This window comes from Nonomuraea sp. NPDC050556 (assembly GCF_044457355.1).
Classification (GTDB): domain Bacteria; phylum Actinomycetota; class Actinomycetes; order Streptosporangiales; family Streptosporangiaceae; genus Nonomuraea.
The window spans coordinates 155831-172450 of sequence record NZ_JBITGU010000007.1 but is presented as its reverse complement, the minus strand read 5'-3'; the positions used below and the strand labels follow the sequence as shown (position 1 = coordinate 172450).

Below are 16620 nucleotides of genomic sequence, written 5' to 3'. Positions count from 1 at the left end.
CGGGCCGCGGGCGGGTAGGGTGTCAGCAGCACTCGTAGCAGACGACGTACGTCGAGCAGTCGCGGCGCTCGCAGGTCCACGCGCTGTGGTCGAGCCAGTAGTGGCACCAGCAGATGCCGCCAGGGCACGGCGACGCGTCGGCGGTGGTGGCGGGCAGCATGGCGCCGAGCATCCGGTCGCCGAGTGCCCTCAGTGTGCGTGTCATCCGACCTCCTGGGGTGAGGGAGCTCTGTCGTCCCGATCATGACCAGGGGGATATCGCGCGGCAATCTATTCGGCCTGGCGCCGAAATGCGACAAATCACGCATTGCATTCGAGGAGATCGCGCCCCAGCGAGGTCAGCACGTGGCGTACGGCGCGGCCCTCGCGGTAGGTGTCCACCAGCCCGGCCTGCCGCAGCGCCGTCATGTGCTCGGACACCGTCGACGCGCTCACCTGGAGCGACCTGGCCAGCGCGCCGGTCGCGGTCCCGGTACCGATGGAGCGCAGCACCCTGGCCCGCGCATGCCCGAGGACCAGGGCCAGTGCGTCGACCGGGCCAGGGCGGGCGTCGACGGCGTCGGCGACCGGGTAGGCGAGGATCAGGCGGGAGTCGTGGCCCAGCGCGAGGCCGAGGAAGCGGTGGCCGGCCGACAGGAGTGGGGAGAAGGCGACCCCTCTGTCGCCGAGGTCCATCGCCGGTGGCGTCACCCCGGAGGTGTCGATCTCCAGCGCGCAGCCGTACCAGCTCAGCCGGGGGTTGAGCCTGGGCAGCGTACGGCCGAAGCCCTGGACGCAGAGCAGCTCGGCGCACCTGCTGAGATGCGCCTCCACGCGGCGGCGGATCGCGTTCCACTCGGGCTCGACGCAGCTCGTGTAGAAGGCGCGGACCGCGTCCGCCACGTCGTCCAGCCCGGGATGGGCGTCCAGCTCGTCGGCGAACGTGCCCACGCCCGGGGGGAGCGGGCGGTTGATCCAGAGGAACCCACCCTCGCCGAGGTGGGAGCTGTTGACGCGGTCGACGAAGGGCATGGCCCTGGCGGGCGCCCTGCGCGCCAGATCCCGCCAGGGCGACCCCGGTACGGCGAAGCCGGGGTGGCGCAGGCAGAGGGCGGCGAACATGGCGTGGTGCAGCGGCGAGATGGCGAAGGTCGTCGAGGCCAGCCCGCCGGCGGAGAAGACCAGACGCATATCCCCGCCCCATTGTCAGGAAATGTCTGGACATGTTGGAGTATGAGTCGGTTAAGACGTCCTGACAAGGGTGTAGATCACGATGCCCAGCACCCGGTCGGCGGGCACGTATCCCCACAGCCGGGAGTCCGCGCTGACCTTCCCGTCACCCAGCACCACCAGGTGCCCCCGAGGCACGGGCCCCTCGGCCACCTCCGCCGGAGTGGGGTCGCCGGGCAGGGCGGTCAGCCGCTTGACCAGCCACTCCCCGTCGGCGGGAGCGGGGATGGGGCCCTTTCGCCACCGCAGTCCTGGCCCGATGGGCTCCAGCACCACGATCCGGCCACGGCGCAGCCGCCGGGTGCGTAACAACAGCACGCGGTCGCCGGGTCTCAGCGTCGGCACCATGCTCTCCCCGCGCACGGTCACCACGGCCAGTCGGTTGCGCGCCACCAGAAGGGCGGCCAGGACGACGCCGAGCACGATGATCACAGGCATGGCGCGACTGTAACCCCCAACCCCCTTCCCGCCCACCCCACCCCTCGCCCATCCACGCCCTCGTCAGGCCCCGGCGACGCCCGGCGGCGGGCGTGATGCCCGGCGGGACGCAACGACGCCTGGGGGGACGTGGCCACGCCGAGTGGGAGGTCGTGACGTCCAGCGGGGCGCGGTGACGTCGGCTGGGAGGTCGTGATGCCAAGCGAGGGCGTTGTCACCTCCTTGGGGTCCGTTCGTGGGGCCTTGTGTCCGGGGCTCCACTTCGCCTGGCTGGGCCGCGATAGGCTGGGCGGGTGATCAGGGTTGGAGTGCTTGGCGCCCGCGGGCGCGTCGGTATCGAAGTGTGCAAGGCCGTAGAGTCGGCCCCCGACCTGGAGCTCGTCGCCGCGCTCGACAAGGACGACGACATCGAGGGCCTCCAGGGCGCCCAGGTGGTCGTCGACTTCACCCACCCCGACGTGGTGATGGGCAACCTGGAGTGGGCGATCGCCCACGGCATCCATCCGGTCGTCGGCACCACCGGGTTCGACGAGCACCGCCTCGCCACCGTCCGCGAGTGGCTGGCCCGGTTCCCCGGCACCAACTGCCTCATCGCCCCCAACTTCGGCATCGCCGCCGTCCTCATGATGCACTTCGCCCAGCAGGCGGCCCGATACTTCGACTCCGTCGAGATCGTCGAGCTGCACCACCCCAACAAGGCCGACGCCCCCTCGGGTACGGCTCGCCGTACCGCCGAGCTGGTCGCCGAGGCGCGGGCCAAGGCGGGCATGGGTGCGATGCCCGACGCCACCACCGCCGAGCTCGACGGCGCGCGCGGCGCGGACGTCGGCGGGGTGCACGTGCACTCGGTACGGCTGGCCGGGCTGATCGCCCACCAGGAGGTGCTGCTCGGCGGCGACGGCGAGATCCTCACCATCAGGCACGACACCATGAACCGCTCGTCGTTCACCCCCGGCGTCCTGCTGGGCGTGCGCAGGGTCGGCGAGCTGCCCGGACTCACGGTCGGCCTGGAGAATCTGCTCGATCTGTAACCAATGTGCCCACGGCTGACACAGCCGTGGGCACATTGCGAGGAGGGGGTTCCCGGCTCCGCACAGCCGGGCACACGACGATCACATTAGTGCCGGTCAGAGCGTTCGGCGGAAACATGAGGGCGTGTCGAATGGTGCGTTGGGCGAGCGCGGAAGAGCTGCCTGACCTGGTCGCGATCGAGGTGGCGGCGGACGGGCTCTTCGCCGAGGTGGGCATCGTCTTCCCGCCGGGCACGACCATGGTCGAAGAGGTGGACGACGCGGCGAAGGTGCTGGTCGAGGGCGAGCCTCCGGCCGGTTTCGCGATGGTGAGCTGGGTCGGCGGCGCCGTGCATCTCGACCAGCTCGCCGTACACCCCGGCCACATGCGGCAGGGCATCGGCGGGCGGCTGGTGGAGGCGGTGTGCGACCACGCGGCGGCGGCCGGAGCGGCGGCGGTGACGCTGACGACGTTCCGTGACGTGCCGTGGAACGCGCCCTGGTACGCCCAGCGCGGCTTCGTGGTGATCGAGGACCTCGGGCCGGAGCTGGCCGCGCTGGTCGAGCACGAGCGGGAGCTCGGCATCGAGCTGGCGCCCCGGGTCGTGATGCGAAGAGCGGTGGGCACCGCCGGGGAGTGATGCGGAGAGCGGTGGATACCATCGGGGCGTGAGCCGGTTCAGGGATGAGTTGTGGCAGGTCGTGGCGGGTGTCTATGACGAGATCCAGGCCCATCCGTTCCTCACGGGGCTGACCGACGGGTCGCTGCCGCGCGAGGCGTTCCGCCACTACGTGGTCCAGGAGGCGCTCTTCCTGCCCGACTACGCCCGCGCGCTGGCCGCGTGCGCGGCGCGGGCGCCGTCCGCCGCCGCCGTCCAGCGGTTCGCCGGTGACGCGGCCAGGACCGTCGAGGTGGAGCACAGCCTGGTGGTCGAGCTGCTGGCCGCCTTCGGGCTCGACGAGGCCCAGGCGCGCCGCCAGGGCGCGGGCCCGACGACCGTCGGCTACACCTCCTACCTGGTGCGTACCTGCTCGCTCGGCACGTTCGCCGAGGCGCTGGGCGCGATCGTGCCCTGCTACTGGATCTACGCCAAGGTCGGCGAGAAGCTGCTCAAGGAGTCGTCGCCGGACCCGCTCTACGCCTGGTGGATCGAGACCTACGGCGGCGAGGAGTACCAGGAGACCGTGGCCGGGGTGCTCGACCTGCTCGACGAGGTGCCGATGGAGCCGGTCGTGCTGGAGCGGGCGCTGACCACGGCGCGCTACGAGTGGATGTTCTGGGACGCGGCCTGGCGCCAGGAGCGCTGGCCATGCGGCTGAGGGACCTCACCCAGGCGGACCAGCTCGCGCTCAAGGTCCTGACCGGGCACGACCTGCTCGACCGCCGGGTGCGCGGCGTCTCGACCACCGACCTCATGGACCCGGGACGGTTCGTGAAGCCGGGCGAGCTGGTGCTGACCGAGCTCACCTGGCACACCGATGCCGATTCTTCACGAAACTTCGTGAGCAATCTGGGCGATGTGGCCGCGCTCGTGGCGGGGACCGCGCTGGGAGTGCCGCCGCCCGACCTCATCGACGCCTGTGCTTCCCAAGGGCTGCCGCTGCTCACGCTGCCGGTCGACGTCCCGTTCAGCGCGCTCACCGAGCACGTCCTGCGCGGGCTGATCGCCGAGCTCGACGCCCCGCCCCGCAGCCAGTACGGCTCCCGCCGCCGCCTGGCCAGCACCCTCGTGGACGGCGGCAGCCTCACCAAGCTCGTCATGGCCGTCGCGGGCGAGCTCGACGTCGGCTGCTGGGTCATGTCGGCCACCGGCCGCGTCATCGTCGGCTCGCAGCCCATGGGCAGGGGCGCGGGCAGGCAGCTCGCCCACACCTTCCTCACGGCCCGCTTCCTGCCAGGCAAGGTGACCCTCGACAACGGCGCCACGCTGTCGGTCTTCCCGGTCAGCAAGGGCGCGCCGCACCGCATCGCCAACTGGTTCCTCGCCTACGAGGGCGAGCGGGTCCAGGGCGACAACGAGGACCTGATCGTCGAGCTGGCCGCGCTCGTGGCGCTCGAACGCTCCAGGCTGGAGGCGGCGCACCGGATCGAGCGGCGGGTGCTCGACCAGCTCGTGCAGCTCCTGGAGTCGGGCGACGCCTCGCTGCCCGGCGTGGTGTCCCGGCTGCACACGCTCAACGTGGAGACCGAGCACGGCCTGCTCGCGGTGGCGCTGGGCGCCGGGACTCCCGAGGTGAGCGTCGCCGTCCTCGACGAGTTGTTGCGCCCGCAGGCTCCCGGCGTCGTGACGGCCATCGGTCAGGAGGCCATCGCGCTGGTGCCGCTCGCGGGCAACGAGCCCGACCAGCTGGTCGCGCACATGACCAGGGGAGCGGGGACGCTGGAGGCCGGGCTCGGTGACGCGCGCATCACGCTGGGCGTCAGCAGCGTGACGACCGGTCCCGCCGCGCTGAGCAGCCTCATCGAGGAGGCCAGGCACGCGCGGACGCTGGCCGAGCTGGGCAGCGGCCGGGTCAGCGTGATCACCGGCGACGACGTCAGCTCGCACCGGTCGCTGCTGGCGGCGATCCCTGGCGAGCTGCGCAGGTCGTTCCGCTCGCGGGTGCTGGGCGCGCTGGAGTCCTATGACACCACCAACCAGACAGACCTGCTGGAGACGCTGGAGACGTTCCTGGAGGAGTCGGGCAACTGGGCGGCGACCTCCGAGCGGCTGCACGTGCACGTCAACACGTTGCGCTACCGGCTCAAGCGCATCGAGGAGCTGACCGGCCGCTCGCTCAGCTCGTGGGACGAACGCGTCGACTTCCTGCTCGCGCTGCGGATGCGTTAGAGGACCACGTCTCCGGCGTGCGCGCCGAACTGCGCCGACCTGATCTCGGCCATCTGCTCGTAACGGGTGAGCCGGTCCTCCCAGTCGGTCTCCACGCCGAAGGCGATCCTGGCGAAGCCGACGCTCCGGACCGCGCCGGGCAGCTCAGGGTCGCCAGGTGCGTAGACGGCGCCACCGATCATGATCATGCCAGGGGGTACGAAGAACTCGCCGGGCACCTCGCATCCCGCGTGGACGGAGGCGCCGATGGCCACCACCGCACCGGCGCCCAGCGACGCCTGCTGCAGCACGGTCACGCCGGTCGCCAGGTAGCAGCAGCGGGCCACCGTACAGCCCAGAAGGGTCGACTGCGGGCCGACGAACACGTGGTCGCCCAGCGTCACGGCGCCGCGCAGGACCGCGTTCTCGCAGATGATCGAGGTCGCGCCGACCTCGATCGTCTCGTCCTGCGCGTCCAGCACGGCCCCGTACATCACCCGCGCCCCAGGCCCCACCCGCACGTCGCCGACGAGGGTGGCGTTGGGCGCGACGTAGGCGGCCGGGTCGATGCTCGGCTCGTGGCCGTGATGACGGATCAGCATGAACCCATCATGCAGCGCCGTACGACTCCAGCTCGGCCAGGTAGGCGTCCTTCACGTGCCTGGGCAGCCAGGCGATCTCGAAGGCGTTGCGCTCGACCTGCAGCAGCTCCTCGCGCGACAGGTTGAGCGCGGCCAGGTTCTCCTGCACGTAGCCGGGGAAGTAGGCCGGGTCGTCTGAGTTGATCGTCACCCGGACGCCCAGGTCGAGCAGCTTGCGGATGCCCTCGGCCTTCATCGAGTCCGTCACCACGCCGTTGGAGATCGGGCAGCAGGTCAGCCCGATGCCCTTGGCCAGGATCTCCTCCACCAGCTTCTGGTCCTCCAGGATGTTGACGCCGTGGTCGATGCGGTCGACGCCGATGTCCTGGATCGCCTGGCGGATATGCTCGATGGAGTTGTCCTGGTCGACGTCGCAGTGCATCGTCAGCAGGTACCCCTCCTGGCGGGCCCGCTCGTAGACGGCGGCGAACTTGGCCGGAGGGTTGCCCTTCTCGTCGGAGTCGAGCCCGACCCCGATGATCCACTCCTTGTACGGCAGGCTCTCCAGCAGCGTCGCCATGGCGTACTCCGCCTGGAAGTCGCGCAGGAAGCACATGATGAGCTGCGCCCGCACCCCGAGCTGCTTCTCCGCGTCGAGCAGCGCCCGCCGCAGCCCGCCGATGACCACGGAGAACGGCACGCCGCGCGAGGTGTGCGCCTGCGGGTCGAAGAAGATCTCCGCATAGCGCACGTTCTGCGAGGCCGCCTTGCGCAGGTAGCCCATGGCCAGGTCGTAGAAGTCGGGCTCGGTGCGCAGCACCTGCATGCCCTCGTAGTAGACGGCCAGGAACGACGTCAGGTCGTCGAACTCGTAGCTCCTGAACTCCAGGTCGAGCTTGTTGCGCCGGGCCAGCTCGGCCTTCAGCGACGGCTCCAGGGTGCCCTCGATGTGCAGGTGCAGCTCGCACTTGGGCAGACCGGCGATGAACTCGTTCATTGGATGACCTCCACGACTTCGAGCTTGACACAGTCCACGAGCCCGAGATCGGTGACGGCGTAGTCGGGGATCGCGGTGATGGACAGGAAGAACAGGTACATGAGCGGCGCGGGGAGCTGGCATCCCATTTCCCGGGCGAGCGTGTCGAGGTGCTCTTCCTGGATGGCCATCTCATCTGCCGAAATATCGGACACGATGCCCGCGACCGGAAGCTGCAGTGAAGCGACGACCTCGCCGTCGACGACGATGACCTGGCCGCCGCCCAGCCTGACGACCTCGTTGATCGCCACGGCCATGTCCGCGCGCGAGGCGCCGACGCAGATGACGTTGTTGTCGTCGGGCGCGGCGCTGGTGGCGATGGCCCCCTTGCGCAGGCCCATGCCGCTGACCATGGCCACCGGCATGTTGCCGTTCTTGCCGTACCGCTCGACGACCGTCACCAGCAGCGCGTCGTGCTCGACCGACGGCTCCACGATCCCGTCGACGACCGGCAGGGTCACGTCGCGGCGCTTGCGCACGAAGACCTGGTCGGTGAAGTTGAGCGTGAGGACCGTGACCTCGGTCTCGCCCGACCGGAGCGCGAGGTCGTCGGCCGTTACGGTCTTCACGGGAAAAGGCTGTACGGCTCCGCGCGCTGGCGGCACCGCCGGGGTGATCATCCGGCCGTCGCGGGCCACCGGCTTCCCGCCCGCCACGACCTCGCGGATCCTGAAGTCCTCCAGCGAGTCCACGATCAGCACGTCGGCGAAGCGGCCTGGCGCGATCGAGCCGACCAGGTCGTCGATCCGGTACATCTCCGCGCAGTTGACCGTGGCCATCTGGATCGCGGTCACCGGGTCCACCCCGGCCTTGATCGCCATCCTGACGAGCTTGTCCACGTGCCCGCCTGCCAGCACGTCGGCCGCGTGCACGTCGTCGGTGCAGAACGCCACCCGGCGGGCGCCGACCTTGGACACGACCTGGATGTTCTCCTCCAGGAAGTGCGCGACGGACGACTCGCGGACGATCGCGTAGATGCCCTGGCGCAGCTTCTCCAGCATCTCCTCGTGGGAGTACGACTCGTGGTCGAGCCTGATGCCCGCCGCCGCGAGGCCCGCGATGCGGCGCGCGTCCGACAGGGGAGCGCAGCCGAAGATCGGCAGCCTCCGCTGGTGGGCCAGCTCCAGGGCTTCGAGCACGGCGGGGTCGCCGTGCTCGACCATCTCCTGGACGGTCTCCCAGATGCCCACGCACTCGGGCCACTCGTGCGCGATCCGGTGCTCGCCGGGGCCGAAGGTGTGGCCGACCGTGGACTGCGGCACGGTGTAGGGGGCCTTGGCCGGGGCGCCCCACCAGATGCGCATGCTCGTCTCGGCGGCCTCGTCCAGCGCTCGCCGTACACCGTCGAGACCCTCGGCGACGAGGATCTGGTCGAGCCCGGACACGACGCTGGTGGTGCCGAAGGGGACGACCAGATTGGCGAAGCTGGTCACGGAGAGTTTGCTGCACTCGATGTGGATGTGCCCGTCGATCAGGCCGGGGACGAGGTAGCCGCCCTTGGCGTCGATGATCGTGGTGTTCTCGCCCCTGGGCAGGCCGGGCCCGACCGCCGCGATGCGCGTGCCGCTGATGGCGATCTCCGCCGGGTAGATCTCGCCGGTCAGCACGTTGACCAGGGTGCCGCCCGTGATGATCGTGTCGGCCGGCCTGCGGCCGTAGGCGACGTCGAGCAGGTCATGCATGGGCGAGCTCCTTGGCGACGGGGACCGTACGGCGGTCCAGGGCGGCGTAGACGACACCGGCGACGATGAATCCGGCGAAGATGCTGAAGTCGGACCCGCCCGTGGCTTTCGAGATCCACCCGACGAACGCCGTCGAGTTGATCCACAGGGCGGCGGCGGCCATCCCGGCGACCTGGGCGATGATGGCGGGCCAGCGAACCTGGCCGGGCGCCTTCAGGTCGAACAGCGCCTGGGCGTCGTAGCGGCCCCTGCGGCGCAGCCAGTCGGTCACGTAGACGCCCGCCCACGGCGCCAGCCAGATGATCAGCAGGCCGAGGAAGGCGTTGAGCAGGTCGTTGAAGTTGTTGGAGGTGACGGCCACGATGGTGATGATCACGCAGAAGATCAGGTCGAGCACGACGGCGAGCCACCGCTTGATGGTGATCCCCGCCGCCTGCAGGTTCAAGCCCGAGGAGTACAGGTCGGTGGTGTTGACCGCGAACAGCGTGACGATCGCCAGCAGCAGGTACGGCACGACGAACCAGTTCGGGAGCGCTCCGGGCAGCCCGGAGATCGGGTCGTCCGCGCCGGTGACCACAGTCGCGACCGCCGCGCCCAGCGTCATGAGCAGCAGGTAGGGCACGAGGCCGCCCAGGACCGCGCACCAGAAGACGGCCTTCTTGGAGGAGTCCTTCGGGAGGTAGCGCGAGTAGTCGCCGCCGAGCGGGCCCCACGACAGGCCACCGGCCGACATGACCAGCGCCACCGCCGCCGTGAAGGTGGCGAAGTCGGCCGAGCCGCCGCCGGACACGTTGACCTTGGGGGCGATCAGCACCGCCATGACGGCGAACATCGCCAGGAAGATCCAGGTGAAGTATTTCTGCGCCTTCATCACCGCCGCGTGCCCGATCAGCGGCAGGACGAGCTGGATGAGGGCGGCGACCACGATGACGGTGATCTTCAGGGGCAGGCTCTGGTCGGTGACGCCCGCCTGATCCAGGAGCGACAGCGAGGCGAACGTGATGAGCACCATGCCGCCAGCCTCGAAGCCGACCATGTTCAGCCAGCCGAAGAAGCTCAGGCCCCTGGCGCCCTTGGTGCCGTAGGCGGCGCGGGACACGGTCATCGTCGAGGTGCCGGTCGCCGGGCCCTGCAGGCTGGTCAGGCCGACCAGCGGGAAGGCCAGCAGGTTGCCGATGACGATGGCGGCCACGGCCTGCCAGAAGCTCAGCCCGAAGACCGCCACGATGACCGTGCCGTAGACCAGGGTGAAGATGCCCATCGTGGTCCCGGCCCACAGGAAGAACAGGTCACGCGGACGGCCGTACCTCTCCTGCGCCGAGACCAGCTCGATCCCGCGTTGCTCCATGTGCGCTCTCCTGAGTCCGGAAAAATCCTGATTTCAGGGAACCACACGGCGCTGACCAGGCCATTTATCGGCCCATACGAGCCCGGCCCAGCCCGTTTGTATCCGCCTACAAGGTGATCGCCAGGCCGATGGTGAAGAGCAGCCCGAAGGCCAGCTGCAACTTGCCCGTCTGCTGGAGCGCCGAGATCAGCGCGGGCCCGGTCGCCCCGTTGCGCACCAGTTTCACCGGAGGTACGGCCAGCGGCGCGGCGAGCACGGTCAGCGCGGTGAACGGCGCCCAGGGCACCAGCGCCAGCGCGATCACGAACGGCACGACCAGGCAGGCGGTGTAGAGGGTGCGGGTGCGCTCAGCGCCGAGCACCACGGCCAGGGTGCGCTTGCCGACCTGGCCGTCGGTGTTGACGTCGCGCAGGTTGTTGACCACGAGCATCGAGCACGACAGCAGCCCGACCGGGACGCTCGCCGCCACGGCCAGCCAGGAGATGTGCTCCACCTGGACGTACGTCGTGCCGACCACGGGGACCAGGCCGAAGAAGACGAAGACGGCCAGCTCGCCCAGGGCGCGGTAGCCGTACGGAGTCTTGCCTCCTGTGTAGAACCAGGCGGCGGCGATCGCGGCGGCGCCGACCAGCAGCACCCACCACGCGCGGGTGGCGAGGACCAGCGACAGCCCGGCCACGGCGGCCAGGCCGAAGCTCCCTAAGGCGGCCAGCAGGACCTGGCGCGGCGTGGCCCGCTTCGAGCCGACCAGCCGCATCGGGCCGACCCGCTCGTCGTCGGTGCCGCGCACGCCGTCGCTGTAGTCGTTGGCGTAGTTGACGCCGATCTGCAGCAGCAGCGCGACGGCCAGCGCCACGAGGGCGCGCCACCACACGGCGCCGCCGTCGGAGATCGCCACACCGGTGCCGACCATGACGGGGACGACGGCGTTCGGAAGGGTACGCGGGCGTGCGCCAGCCACCCAGTCGTTCAAAGAGGCCATGTCAGCTGATATCCGTCGTCAGCCGGACCATGCGGATCGGGCGGCCCATGTCGAGCACCCGCTCCGCCATGTCCTCGCCCCAACCTGCGGACTCGAGGAAGCCGAGCACCGCGTGGTTGTCGGCGAACACCCACGTCACGATCTGGCGGAAGCCGTCCTCGCGCAGGTAGTCGACGGTCGCGTTGAGCAGGCGGCTGCCATGGCCGCGCCGGACGAAGTCGGGGTCGACGAGCAGGGTGAGCATCTCGGCCGCGACCGTCGGGTCGAGGTCGGGGTCTTCCGCCGGGGCGTGCGAGGCCAGGCCGACCACGCGCTCACCGCCGCGCGGGACCGCCGGGGCCGACGAGCCACCCAGGCCGAGGGCGGGGAAGCCCTCGGTGTCGAGGATGGTCTCGACCGCGACCAGCACCCGATGCCGGGGCGTGGGCGGGGCGGCGATCGCCTCGTCCCACTGGCGCAGCCACATCTTCTCTGCCGCCGCGCCCGTCATCTGCTCGAGCGGGCCTTCGGGCAGAAAGTCCCGATAGCCATAACGCCAGGCGCGGATCTGGGTGTTCGCAACCTGGAGCACATCCTCGCGCCGGGCCGCCCGGACGCCTACGTCTGCCATCTCGGCGCGCTCCTTCGCCTGCCGTCATGCCCGCGACTGGAGGATCTCGAGAGCATGGGTTACACCGTATCGGTGATTGGGCCCTGGGCACGACGCTCGACCTGCCTTCTCGTGCGATACGCCCGGGTTTTGAGGCGGTTGCCGCAGATCTTCATGGAGCACCAGGCGCGTGAGCGGTTCTTCGAGGAGTCGACGAACGCCCACTGGCACGTGGCGGACGCGCAGACCTTGAGGCGGTCGCGGTCGGCGCGCACCAGGGCCACCGCGATCGCGGCCAGGGCGCCGCGCACGCCGTCCTCCACGGGGACCAGCTCAGGGGTCGCCACCAGCGGCAACGCGGGCAGCTCCGCCGGCCTTCCGCCCAGTGCGGCGCGTATCCCCTCGCGCAGCGCGAGCGCCGTGCCCAGGTCGTCGTCGGTCGCCCGGTCCCGCTCGCCGGCCAGGCCGCGCTCGCGCAGCCACAGGGCCAGCTCGGCGGGGGAGGACAGTTCGTCTTTTTCCGCTTCGAGGTCAGCCGTGTTAAGAAAATCACGCACGAGCTCCGACGGGGAGGACATCTTATGATCGTACGCACGTGGCGCGGCTGGACCTCGGCGGCGGACGCCACCGCCTACGAGGCCTACCTGATGCGCACCGGTTTCGCCGGATACACCTCGACGCCGGGTAACCAGGGCGTCAGGTTCACCAGGCGCGACGACGGGGACAGGACCGAGTTCTTCCTCATCTCCTTCTGGGAGTCGTGGGAGGCGATCAGGGCCTTCGCCGGGGACGAGCCGTCCCAGGCGGTCTTCTACGACGAGGACGACAGGTTCCTCGTCGACAGGGAGACGACCGTCGAGCACTACGAGGTGTTCGCCAGCGCCTGAGCCAGCCTGCGTACGCCCTCGGCGAGCTCGGGGAGGTGGGTGACGGCGATGTGGGTGACCCTGATGCGCGGGCCCGGCGGTTCCGAGGGGTAGTACATCCTGCCGGGGCTCACCAGCACGCCGTGCCGCTGGGCCGCCTCGACCAGCGCGTGCTCGTTCACGTACGGCGGCAGCCGTACCCACAGGTGGAGGCCGCCGCGCGGGATGAGCTCCACCTCGGCCTCGGGCAGGCGCGCTGCCAGTGCGGTGGCCAGCGCGTCACGGCGGGTGGTGATCTCGGCGTGCAGGGTCGTCAGGTGGCGGCGCCAGGCGGGCGAGCCGGTGAACTCCAGCGCCGTCTCCTGCAGCGGCCTGGCCACGAAGAACGACTCCACGAGCTGCGCCGCCCTGAGCCGGTGCGCGGCGGGTCCGCGGGCGATCACCGCGGCCAGGCGGAGGCTGGGGGCCAGGACCTTGGTGAGCGAGTTGATGTGGACGACGGTGCCATGCGGGTCCATGGCGACCATCGGGGTGGGCGGGTCGGCGGTCAGATACCGGGCGAAGTCATCCTCGATGAGGAACGCGCCGGCGGCTCTGACGACCTGGAGGACCTGCTGCCTGCGTTCGTGGGTGAGGGTGGCGCCGGTGGGGTTGGACAGGGTGGGCTGGCAGTAGAAGACCCTGGCCCCGGTGACCGCGAACGCCTCCGCCAGGAGGTCCGGCCTTACGCCGTCGCTGTCGGTGGGTACGGCTGTCGCGCGCAGGCCCGCCGCCTTGGCCGCGGCCAAGGCGCCGGGGTAGGTGGGGGTTTCGACCAGCACGGGGGTGCCGGGGGCCGCCAGGGCTCTGAAGGCGTGGGTGAGGGCTGCCTGGCCGCCGCTGACCACCAGGGCGTCGGCTGCGGTGACGTCGCCCCCTGCCTCTGCGGCGAACCATCTTCTGAGCTCGGCGAGGCCGTTGAGCGGGGGCATGGTCCAGGCGTCCGGCCTGCGTACTGCGCGGGACGCTGCTGCGGCGAGCTGTTTGTGGGGGCTGATGGCGGGGTTGAGGTAGCCGCCGGTCAGGGGGATCACGCCGTCGGGTGGGGGAGTGAGGAGGGCCGCTACTGCTGAGTCGTCCACGACGCGGTCGCCCAGGGCCACGGTCTGCCAGGAGAGGTCGGCGGTGTCCATCATGTGGGCCGGGGGGTGGGCTACGTAGGCGCCGCTGCCTGGTCGGGTGATCACCCTGCCTTCTGCGGTGAGCTGGCCCAGGGCTCTTGAGACGGTGATGGGGCTGACGCCGTGGCGGCGCATGATCTCGCGGCTGGAGGTGAGGCGGTCGCCTGGTTTCCTGGTCTCCGCCTCTTTGCGCAGTATCGCGGCGATCTTAGCGATACTGCTATCGTTGGTCATGAAAAATCATGATAGCGCTATCGTTGGTCGGGGAGTATCGGTTCCCTCGGCCACCCCCGCCACCACTCCGGGTAGGTCGGTCACCTCGGGTGGGTCGGCTTCTTCTGTGCCGTTCGCTATTCGGAGTGATGAGCTGCCTGCGCCGGGGGATGCTCGACGGGGGACGTTGCTGGCGTTTGTCGGGGTTCTGGCGTTCTCCGGGTCGTTTCCCGCGACGGTTTTCGCGATGCGGGGGTTCGATCCGTGGCTCGTGGCGGTGGGTCGCGCGGTCATCGCCGGATTTATCGCGCTTCTGTGTCTCAAAGCGGCGCGGCGGCCGCTGATCCCGCCCCGGTCCACGTGGCGCTCGTACGCGGCCATCTCGCTGGGCGTCGTGTTCGGGTTTCCCGTCTTCAGCGGGCTGGCGCTGTTTCTGGGGGCCAGCGCGTCCCACTCGGCGGTCGTGATCGGCCTGCTGCCCGCCGCCACCGCCGTCTGCGCCGTCCTGCGGGCGGGGGAACGGCCGCGCCCGCTCTTCTGGGTGGCCTCGGGGGCCGGCGCCCTGGCCATCACCGTGTTCACCGTCACCCAGGGCGGCGGCAGCGTGACGTGGGCGGACATCCTGCTCGTCGGCGCCCTGCTGTCGGCCGCAGTCGGCTACACCGAGGGCGGGCGGCTCTCGCGCACCACGCCAGGGTGGCAGGTCATCTCGTACGCCCTGGTCCTGTCGTTGCCGGTGACGCTGCCCGTGTCCGGGGTGCTGGCCTTCGCCACGTCCGTGTCGTGGCGTTGGGACGCTGTGGCCGGGTTCGCGTATGTCGGGCTCGTGTCGATGTTCCTCGGGTTCCTGCCCTGGTACGCGGGGCTTGCCAGGGGCGGCATCGCCAGGGCCGGGCAGACGCAGCTCACCCAGCCGTTGCTCACGCTGCTGTGGGCCTGGTTGCTGCTCGAGGAGCAGTACGGCCTGGCCACCATCGCCGCCGCCGTGGCGGTGCTGGCGTGCGTGGCGGTGACGCAGAGGTCACGAGGGGCCTGACGCACCGATGTCGCGGCGAGGACCCTGTGCGGCGAGTGGCAATGGGAGAGGTCCCCGGCCGGCGTCGGCGGGTGGCGATCCGATGGCTCCGCCGTACCAGATGGGGTTTCAGGCTTGAAGTTTGTGACGCAAGGAAGCAAGCTGAGGGCTGGAGGTGTCATAAATGGCCAACCTCGAAATCCCGGAAGGCGGCTTCTGGCCCGCGCCCGAGATTCCGCAGCCGAACATCTATCCCATGGAATGGCGCGTCGAGACCGAGAAGCTCGCCGCCATCTACGAGAAGTCCAAGCGCACGCTCTGGAACCCCGCCGACCTGCCCTGGGACGGGCTCGTCGCCGACGACTTCACGGTCGAGCAGCGGCTCGGCATCATGTACTGGTTCGCGGTACTCGCGAACTTCGACGCCTCCGGTCCTGCCGTCTTCGCCCGCGCCACGATCCAGGCGTTCGAGAAGCACGAGGAGGATCCGGTCAGGAAGTGCTTCTTCTCCATCACCCGGGACGAGATGAACCACGAGGAGTGCTGCCAGCGCACCATCGCGCGGCTCTGGCCCGGCGGCCCCCTCGACTGGACGCCGTCCACGGACCTGGAGAAAGCCGCCCACAACAACATCGGGTGGCTCTACCACAACGGCGGCCGCTACTGGACGGGCTACAGCTCGGCCGTCGGCAAGTACAGCCTGCCGGTGCTGTTCACCAGCTTCATGATGGGGGAGATGGCCGCTTCGACCCTCTTCCGCGGGATGGCCACGGGCACGCAGCACCCGGTGTTCGCCGAGATGTTCCAGAAGATCGGGCGGGACGAGTCCAGGCACCTGCAGATCTGCATGACCATCCTGGAGAACGAGTGGCCGGGGCTCACCGACGACGTCAAGGACCTGATCACGCGGCAGTTGCGCGCCGGGTTCGTGTTCCTGTCGATGATCCTCTGGGAACCACCGGAGGGCTTCTGGGAGCTCCCGCCGTATTTCCTCCACAACCATCGTGTCCTGATGGACCATGCCCGCGATGCCGGTCTGGGCGTGCTCTCGTACGAGGAACAGGCGGACAACTGGCGCGTGGCGATGGCCAGGATCCGCGCGATCGTCGAGCGGTGGGGCATAGCCTTCCCCGCGATCCCGGAGCTGGACATCGAGGGCGTCCACGTCGACTTCATCGACCCCGAGGAGATCATCCCTGTCTTCTGACCGTCCGCGCCATGCCGTCCGCGCGATCGTCCTCGACGAGGACGATCGCATCCTTCTGTGCCGCCTGGCCATCGGCGACCTCATCGTGTGGGTCACTCCAGGCGGCGGCATCGAGCCCGGCGAGTCCCCCATGGCGGCCCTCCAGCGCGAACTCCGCGAGGAGATCGGCCTGGCCGTACCCCCGGACCCGCCCCACGTGTGGCACCAGCGCGTCGACGCGGTGATCAACGACTATTACCTGATCCGCATCCCCGCCTTCCACCCGAGCGGCACCATGTCCGACGAGCAGCTGAGAGCCGAACACATCACCGCCTTCCACTGGTGGCCGCTGCCGGACATAGCCGCATACACCGGCCCGGAAATCTTCTCCCCCAGAGACCTGGCCACCCCACTGACCACCTTGATCACCACCGGCCCCCCAGCCACCCCCGTGGCCCTCGGCATGTGAGTAGTCTCACCCCCATGTGGGGCAGA

The 16620-nt window shown here is 70.0% G+C and carries 19 protein-coding genes; 8 read left to right on the top strand and 11 right to left on the bottom strand.

The annotated features are described in order from the left end of the window. Positions 1–22 precede the first annotated feature (22 nt). The 3 genes from ACIBG8_RS51040 to ACIBG8_RS51030 all read right to left on the bottom strand — a co-directional run bounded on the left by ACIBG8_RS51040 (position 23) and on the right by ACIBG8_RS51030 (position 1647). Positions 23–205, bottom strand: a complete 183-nt coding sequence (locus ACIBG8_RS51040; RefSeq protein ID WP_397350642.1) for a hypothetical protein — start codon at positions 203–205, stop codon at positions 23–25. 95 nt (positions 206–300) lie between these two features. After that, positions 301–1170: an ArsR/SmtB family transcription factor gene (locus ACIBG8_RS51035; RefSeq protein ID WP_397350641.1), complete on the bottom strand. Its 870-nt coding sequence runs from the start codon at positions 1168–1170 to the stop codon at positions 301–303. A 51-nt stretch (positions 1171–1221) separates the two neighbouring features. Continuing rightward, on the bottom strand, positions 1222–1647 hold the full coding sequence (locus tag ACIBG8_RS51030; RefSeq protein WP_397350640.1) for a S26 family signal peptidase: 426 nt from the start codon (positions 1645–1647) through the stop codon (positions 1222–1224). 293 nt (positions 1648–1940) lie between these two features. Between ACIBG8_RS51030 and dapB the strand changes: the two genes are divergently transcribed. The 4 genes from dapB (at position 1941) to ACIBG8_RS51010 (ending at position 5488) form a co-directional block, all read left to right on the top strand. Continuing rightward, on the top strand, positions 1941–2678 hold the full coding sequence (gene dapB, locus ACIBG8_RS51025) for a 4-hydroxy-tetrahydrodipicolinate reductase (protein ID WP_397350639.1): 738 nt from the start codon (positions 1941–1943) through the stop codon (positions 2676–2678). Positions 2679–2809: 131 nt separating this feature from the next. Then, the gene (locus tag ACIBG8_RS51020) at positions 2810–3298 is read left to right on the top strand and encodes a GNAT family N-acetyltransferase (RefSeq protein ID WP_397350638.1); all 489 of its coding nucleotides are present in this window, start codon (positions 2810–2812) and stop codon (positions 3296–3298) included. A 28-nt stretch (positions 3299–3326) separates the two neighbouring features. Then, positions 3327–3977: a TenA family protein gene (locus ACIBG8_RS51015; protein ID WP_397350637.1), complete on the top strand. Its 651-nt coding sequence runs from the start codon at positions 3327–3329 to the stop codon at positions 3975–3977. Continuing rightward, the gene (locus ACIBG8_RS51010; RefSeq protein WP_397350636.1) at positions 3968–5488 is read left to right on the top strand and encodes a PucR family transcriptional regulator; all 1521 of its coding nucleotides are present in this window, start codon (positions 3968–3970) and stop codon (positions 5486–5488) included. The genes ACIBG8_RS51015 and ACIBG8_RS51010 overlap by 10 nt, the downstream gene beginning before the upstream one ends. On the opposite strand, the gene ACIBG8_RS51005 is transcribed toward ACIBG8_RS51010, so the two are convergent. The 7 genes from ACIBG8_RS51005 to ACIBG8_RS50975 all read right to left on the bottom strand — a co-directional run bounded on the left by ACIBG8_RS51005 (position 5485) and on the right by ACIBG8_RS50975 (position 12263). Further along, complete coding sequence (locus ACIBG8_RS51005; RefSeq protein WP_397350635.1) at positions 5485–6069, bottom strand: gamma carbonic anhydrase family protein; 585 nt, start codon at positions 6067–6069, stop codon at positions 5485–5487. The genes ACIBG8_RS51010 and ACIBG8_RS51005 overlap by 4 nt on opposite strands. Before the next feature lie 7 nt (positions 6070–6076). Continuing rightward, positions 6077–7045, bottom strand: coding sequence for an adenosine deaminase (gene add / locus ACIBG8_RS51000; RefSeq protein WP_397350634.1), 969 nt, complete (start codon positions 7043–7045; stop codon positions 6077–6079). Continuing rightward, positions 7042–8766: an adenine deaminase gene (locus tag ACIBG8_RS50995; RefSeq protein ID WP_397350633.1), complete on the bottom strand. Its 1725-nt coding sequence runs from the start codon at positions 8764–8766 to the stop codon at positions 7042–7044. The genes add and ACIBG8_RS50995 overlap by 4 nt, the downstream gene beginning before the upstream one ends. Continuing rightward, positions 8759–10114 (bottom strand): purine-cytosine permease family protein, encoded by a 1356-nt coding sequence (locus ACIBG8_RS50990; RefSeq protein ID WP_397350632.1) that lies wholly within the window; start codon positions 10112–10114, stop codon positions 8759–8761. Before ACIBG8_RS50990 ends, ACIBG8_RS50995 begins: the two co-directional genes overlap by 8 nt. Before the next feature lie 106 nt (positions 10115–10220). Then, complete coding sequence (locus ACIBG8_RS50985; RefSeq protein WP_397350631.1) at positions 10221–11096, bottom strand: 1,4-dihydroxy-2-naphthoate polyprenyltransferase; 876 nt, start codon at positions 11094–11096, stop codon at positions 10221–10223. A gap of 1 nt (position 11097) precedes the next feature. Then, a complete protein-coding gene (locus ACIBG8_RS50980; protein ID WP_397350630.1) occupies positions 11098–11706 on the bottom strand; it encodes a GNAT family N-acetyltransferase in 609 nt (202 codons plus the stop codon). A gap of 59 nt (positions 11707–11765) precedes the next feature. Then, positions 11766–12263 (bottom strand): CGNR zinc finger domain-containing protein, encoded by a 498-nt coding sequence (locus ACIBG8_RS50975; protein ID WP_397350628.1) that lies wholly within the window; start codon positions 12261–12263, stop codon positions 11766–11768. A 3-nt stretch (positions 12264–12266) separates the two neighbouring features. Here ACIBG8_RS50975 and ACIBG8_RS50970 point away from each other — a divergent pair, with 3 nt between their 5' ends. Continuing rightward, positions 12267–12572, top strand: a complete 306-nt coding sequence (locus tag ACIBG8_RS50970) for an antibiotic biosynthesis monooxygenase family protein (protein ID WP_397350627.1) — start codon at positions 12267–12269, stop codon at positions 12570–12572. Here the strand turns inward: ACIBG8_RS50970 and ACIBG8_RS50965 are convergent. Beyond that, positions 12548–13945 (bottom strand): PLP-dependent aminotransferase family protein, encoded by a 1398-nt coding sequence (locus ACIBG8_RS50965; protein WP_397350626.1) that lies wholly within the window; start codon positions 13943–13945, stop codon positions 12548–12550. The two genes, ACIBG8_RS50970 and ACIBG8_RS50965, sit on opposite strands and share 25 nt — an antisense overlap. A 106-nt stretch (positions 13946–14051) precedes the next feature. Here ACIBG8_RS50965 and ACIBG8_RS50960 point away from each other — a divergent pair, with 106 nt between their 5' ends. From ACIBG8_RS50960 to ACIBG8_RS50950, 3 genes are all read left to right on the top strand, one after another. After that, positions 14052–14960, top strand: coding sequence for a DMT family transporter (locus ACIBG8_RS50960; protein ID WP_397350625.1), 909 nt, complete (start codon positions 14052–14054; stop codon positions 14958–14960). Between the two features lie 163 nt (positions 14961–15123). Beyond that, positions 15124–16146, top strand: coding sequence for a hypothetical protein (locus tag ACIBG8_RS50955; protein WP_397350624.1), 1023 nt, complete (start codon positions 15124–15126; stop codon positions 16144–16146). After that, positions 16136–16594: an NUDIX hydrolase gene (locus ACIBG8_RS50950; protein WP_397350865.1), complete on the top strand. Its 459-nt coding sequence runs from the start codon at positions 16136–16138 to the stop codon at positions 16592–16594. Before ACIBG8_RS50955 ends, ACIBG8_RS50950 begins: the two co-directional genes overlap by 11 nt. The last annotated feature ends 26 nt before the right edge of the window (positions 16595–16620 follow it).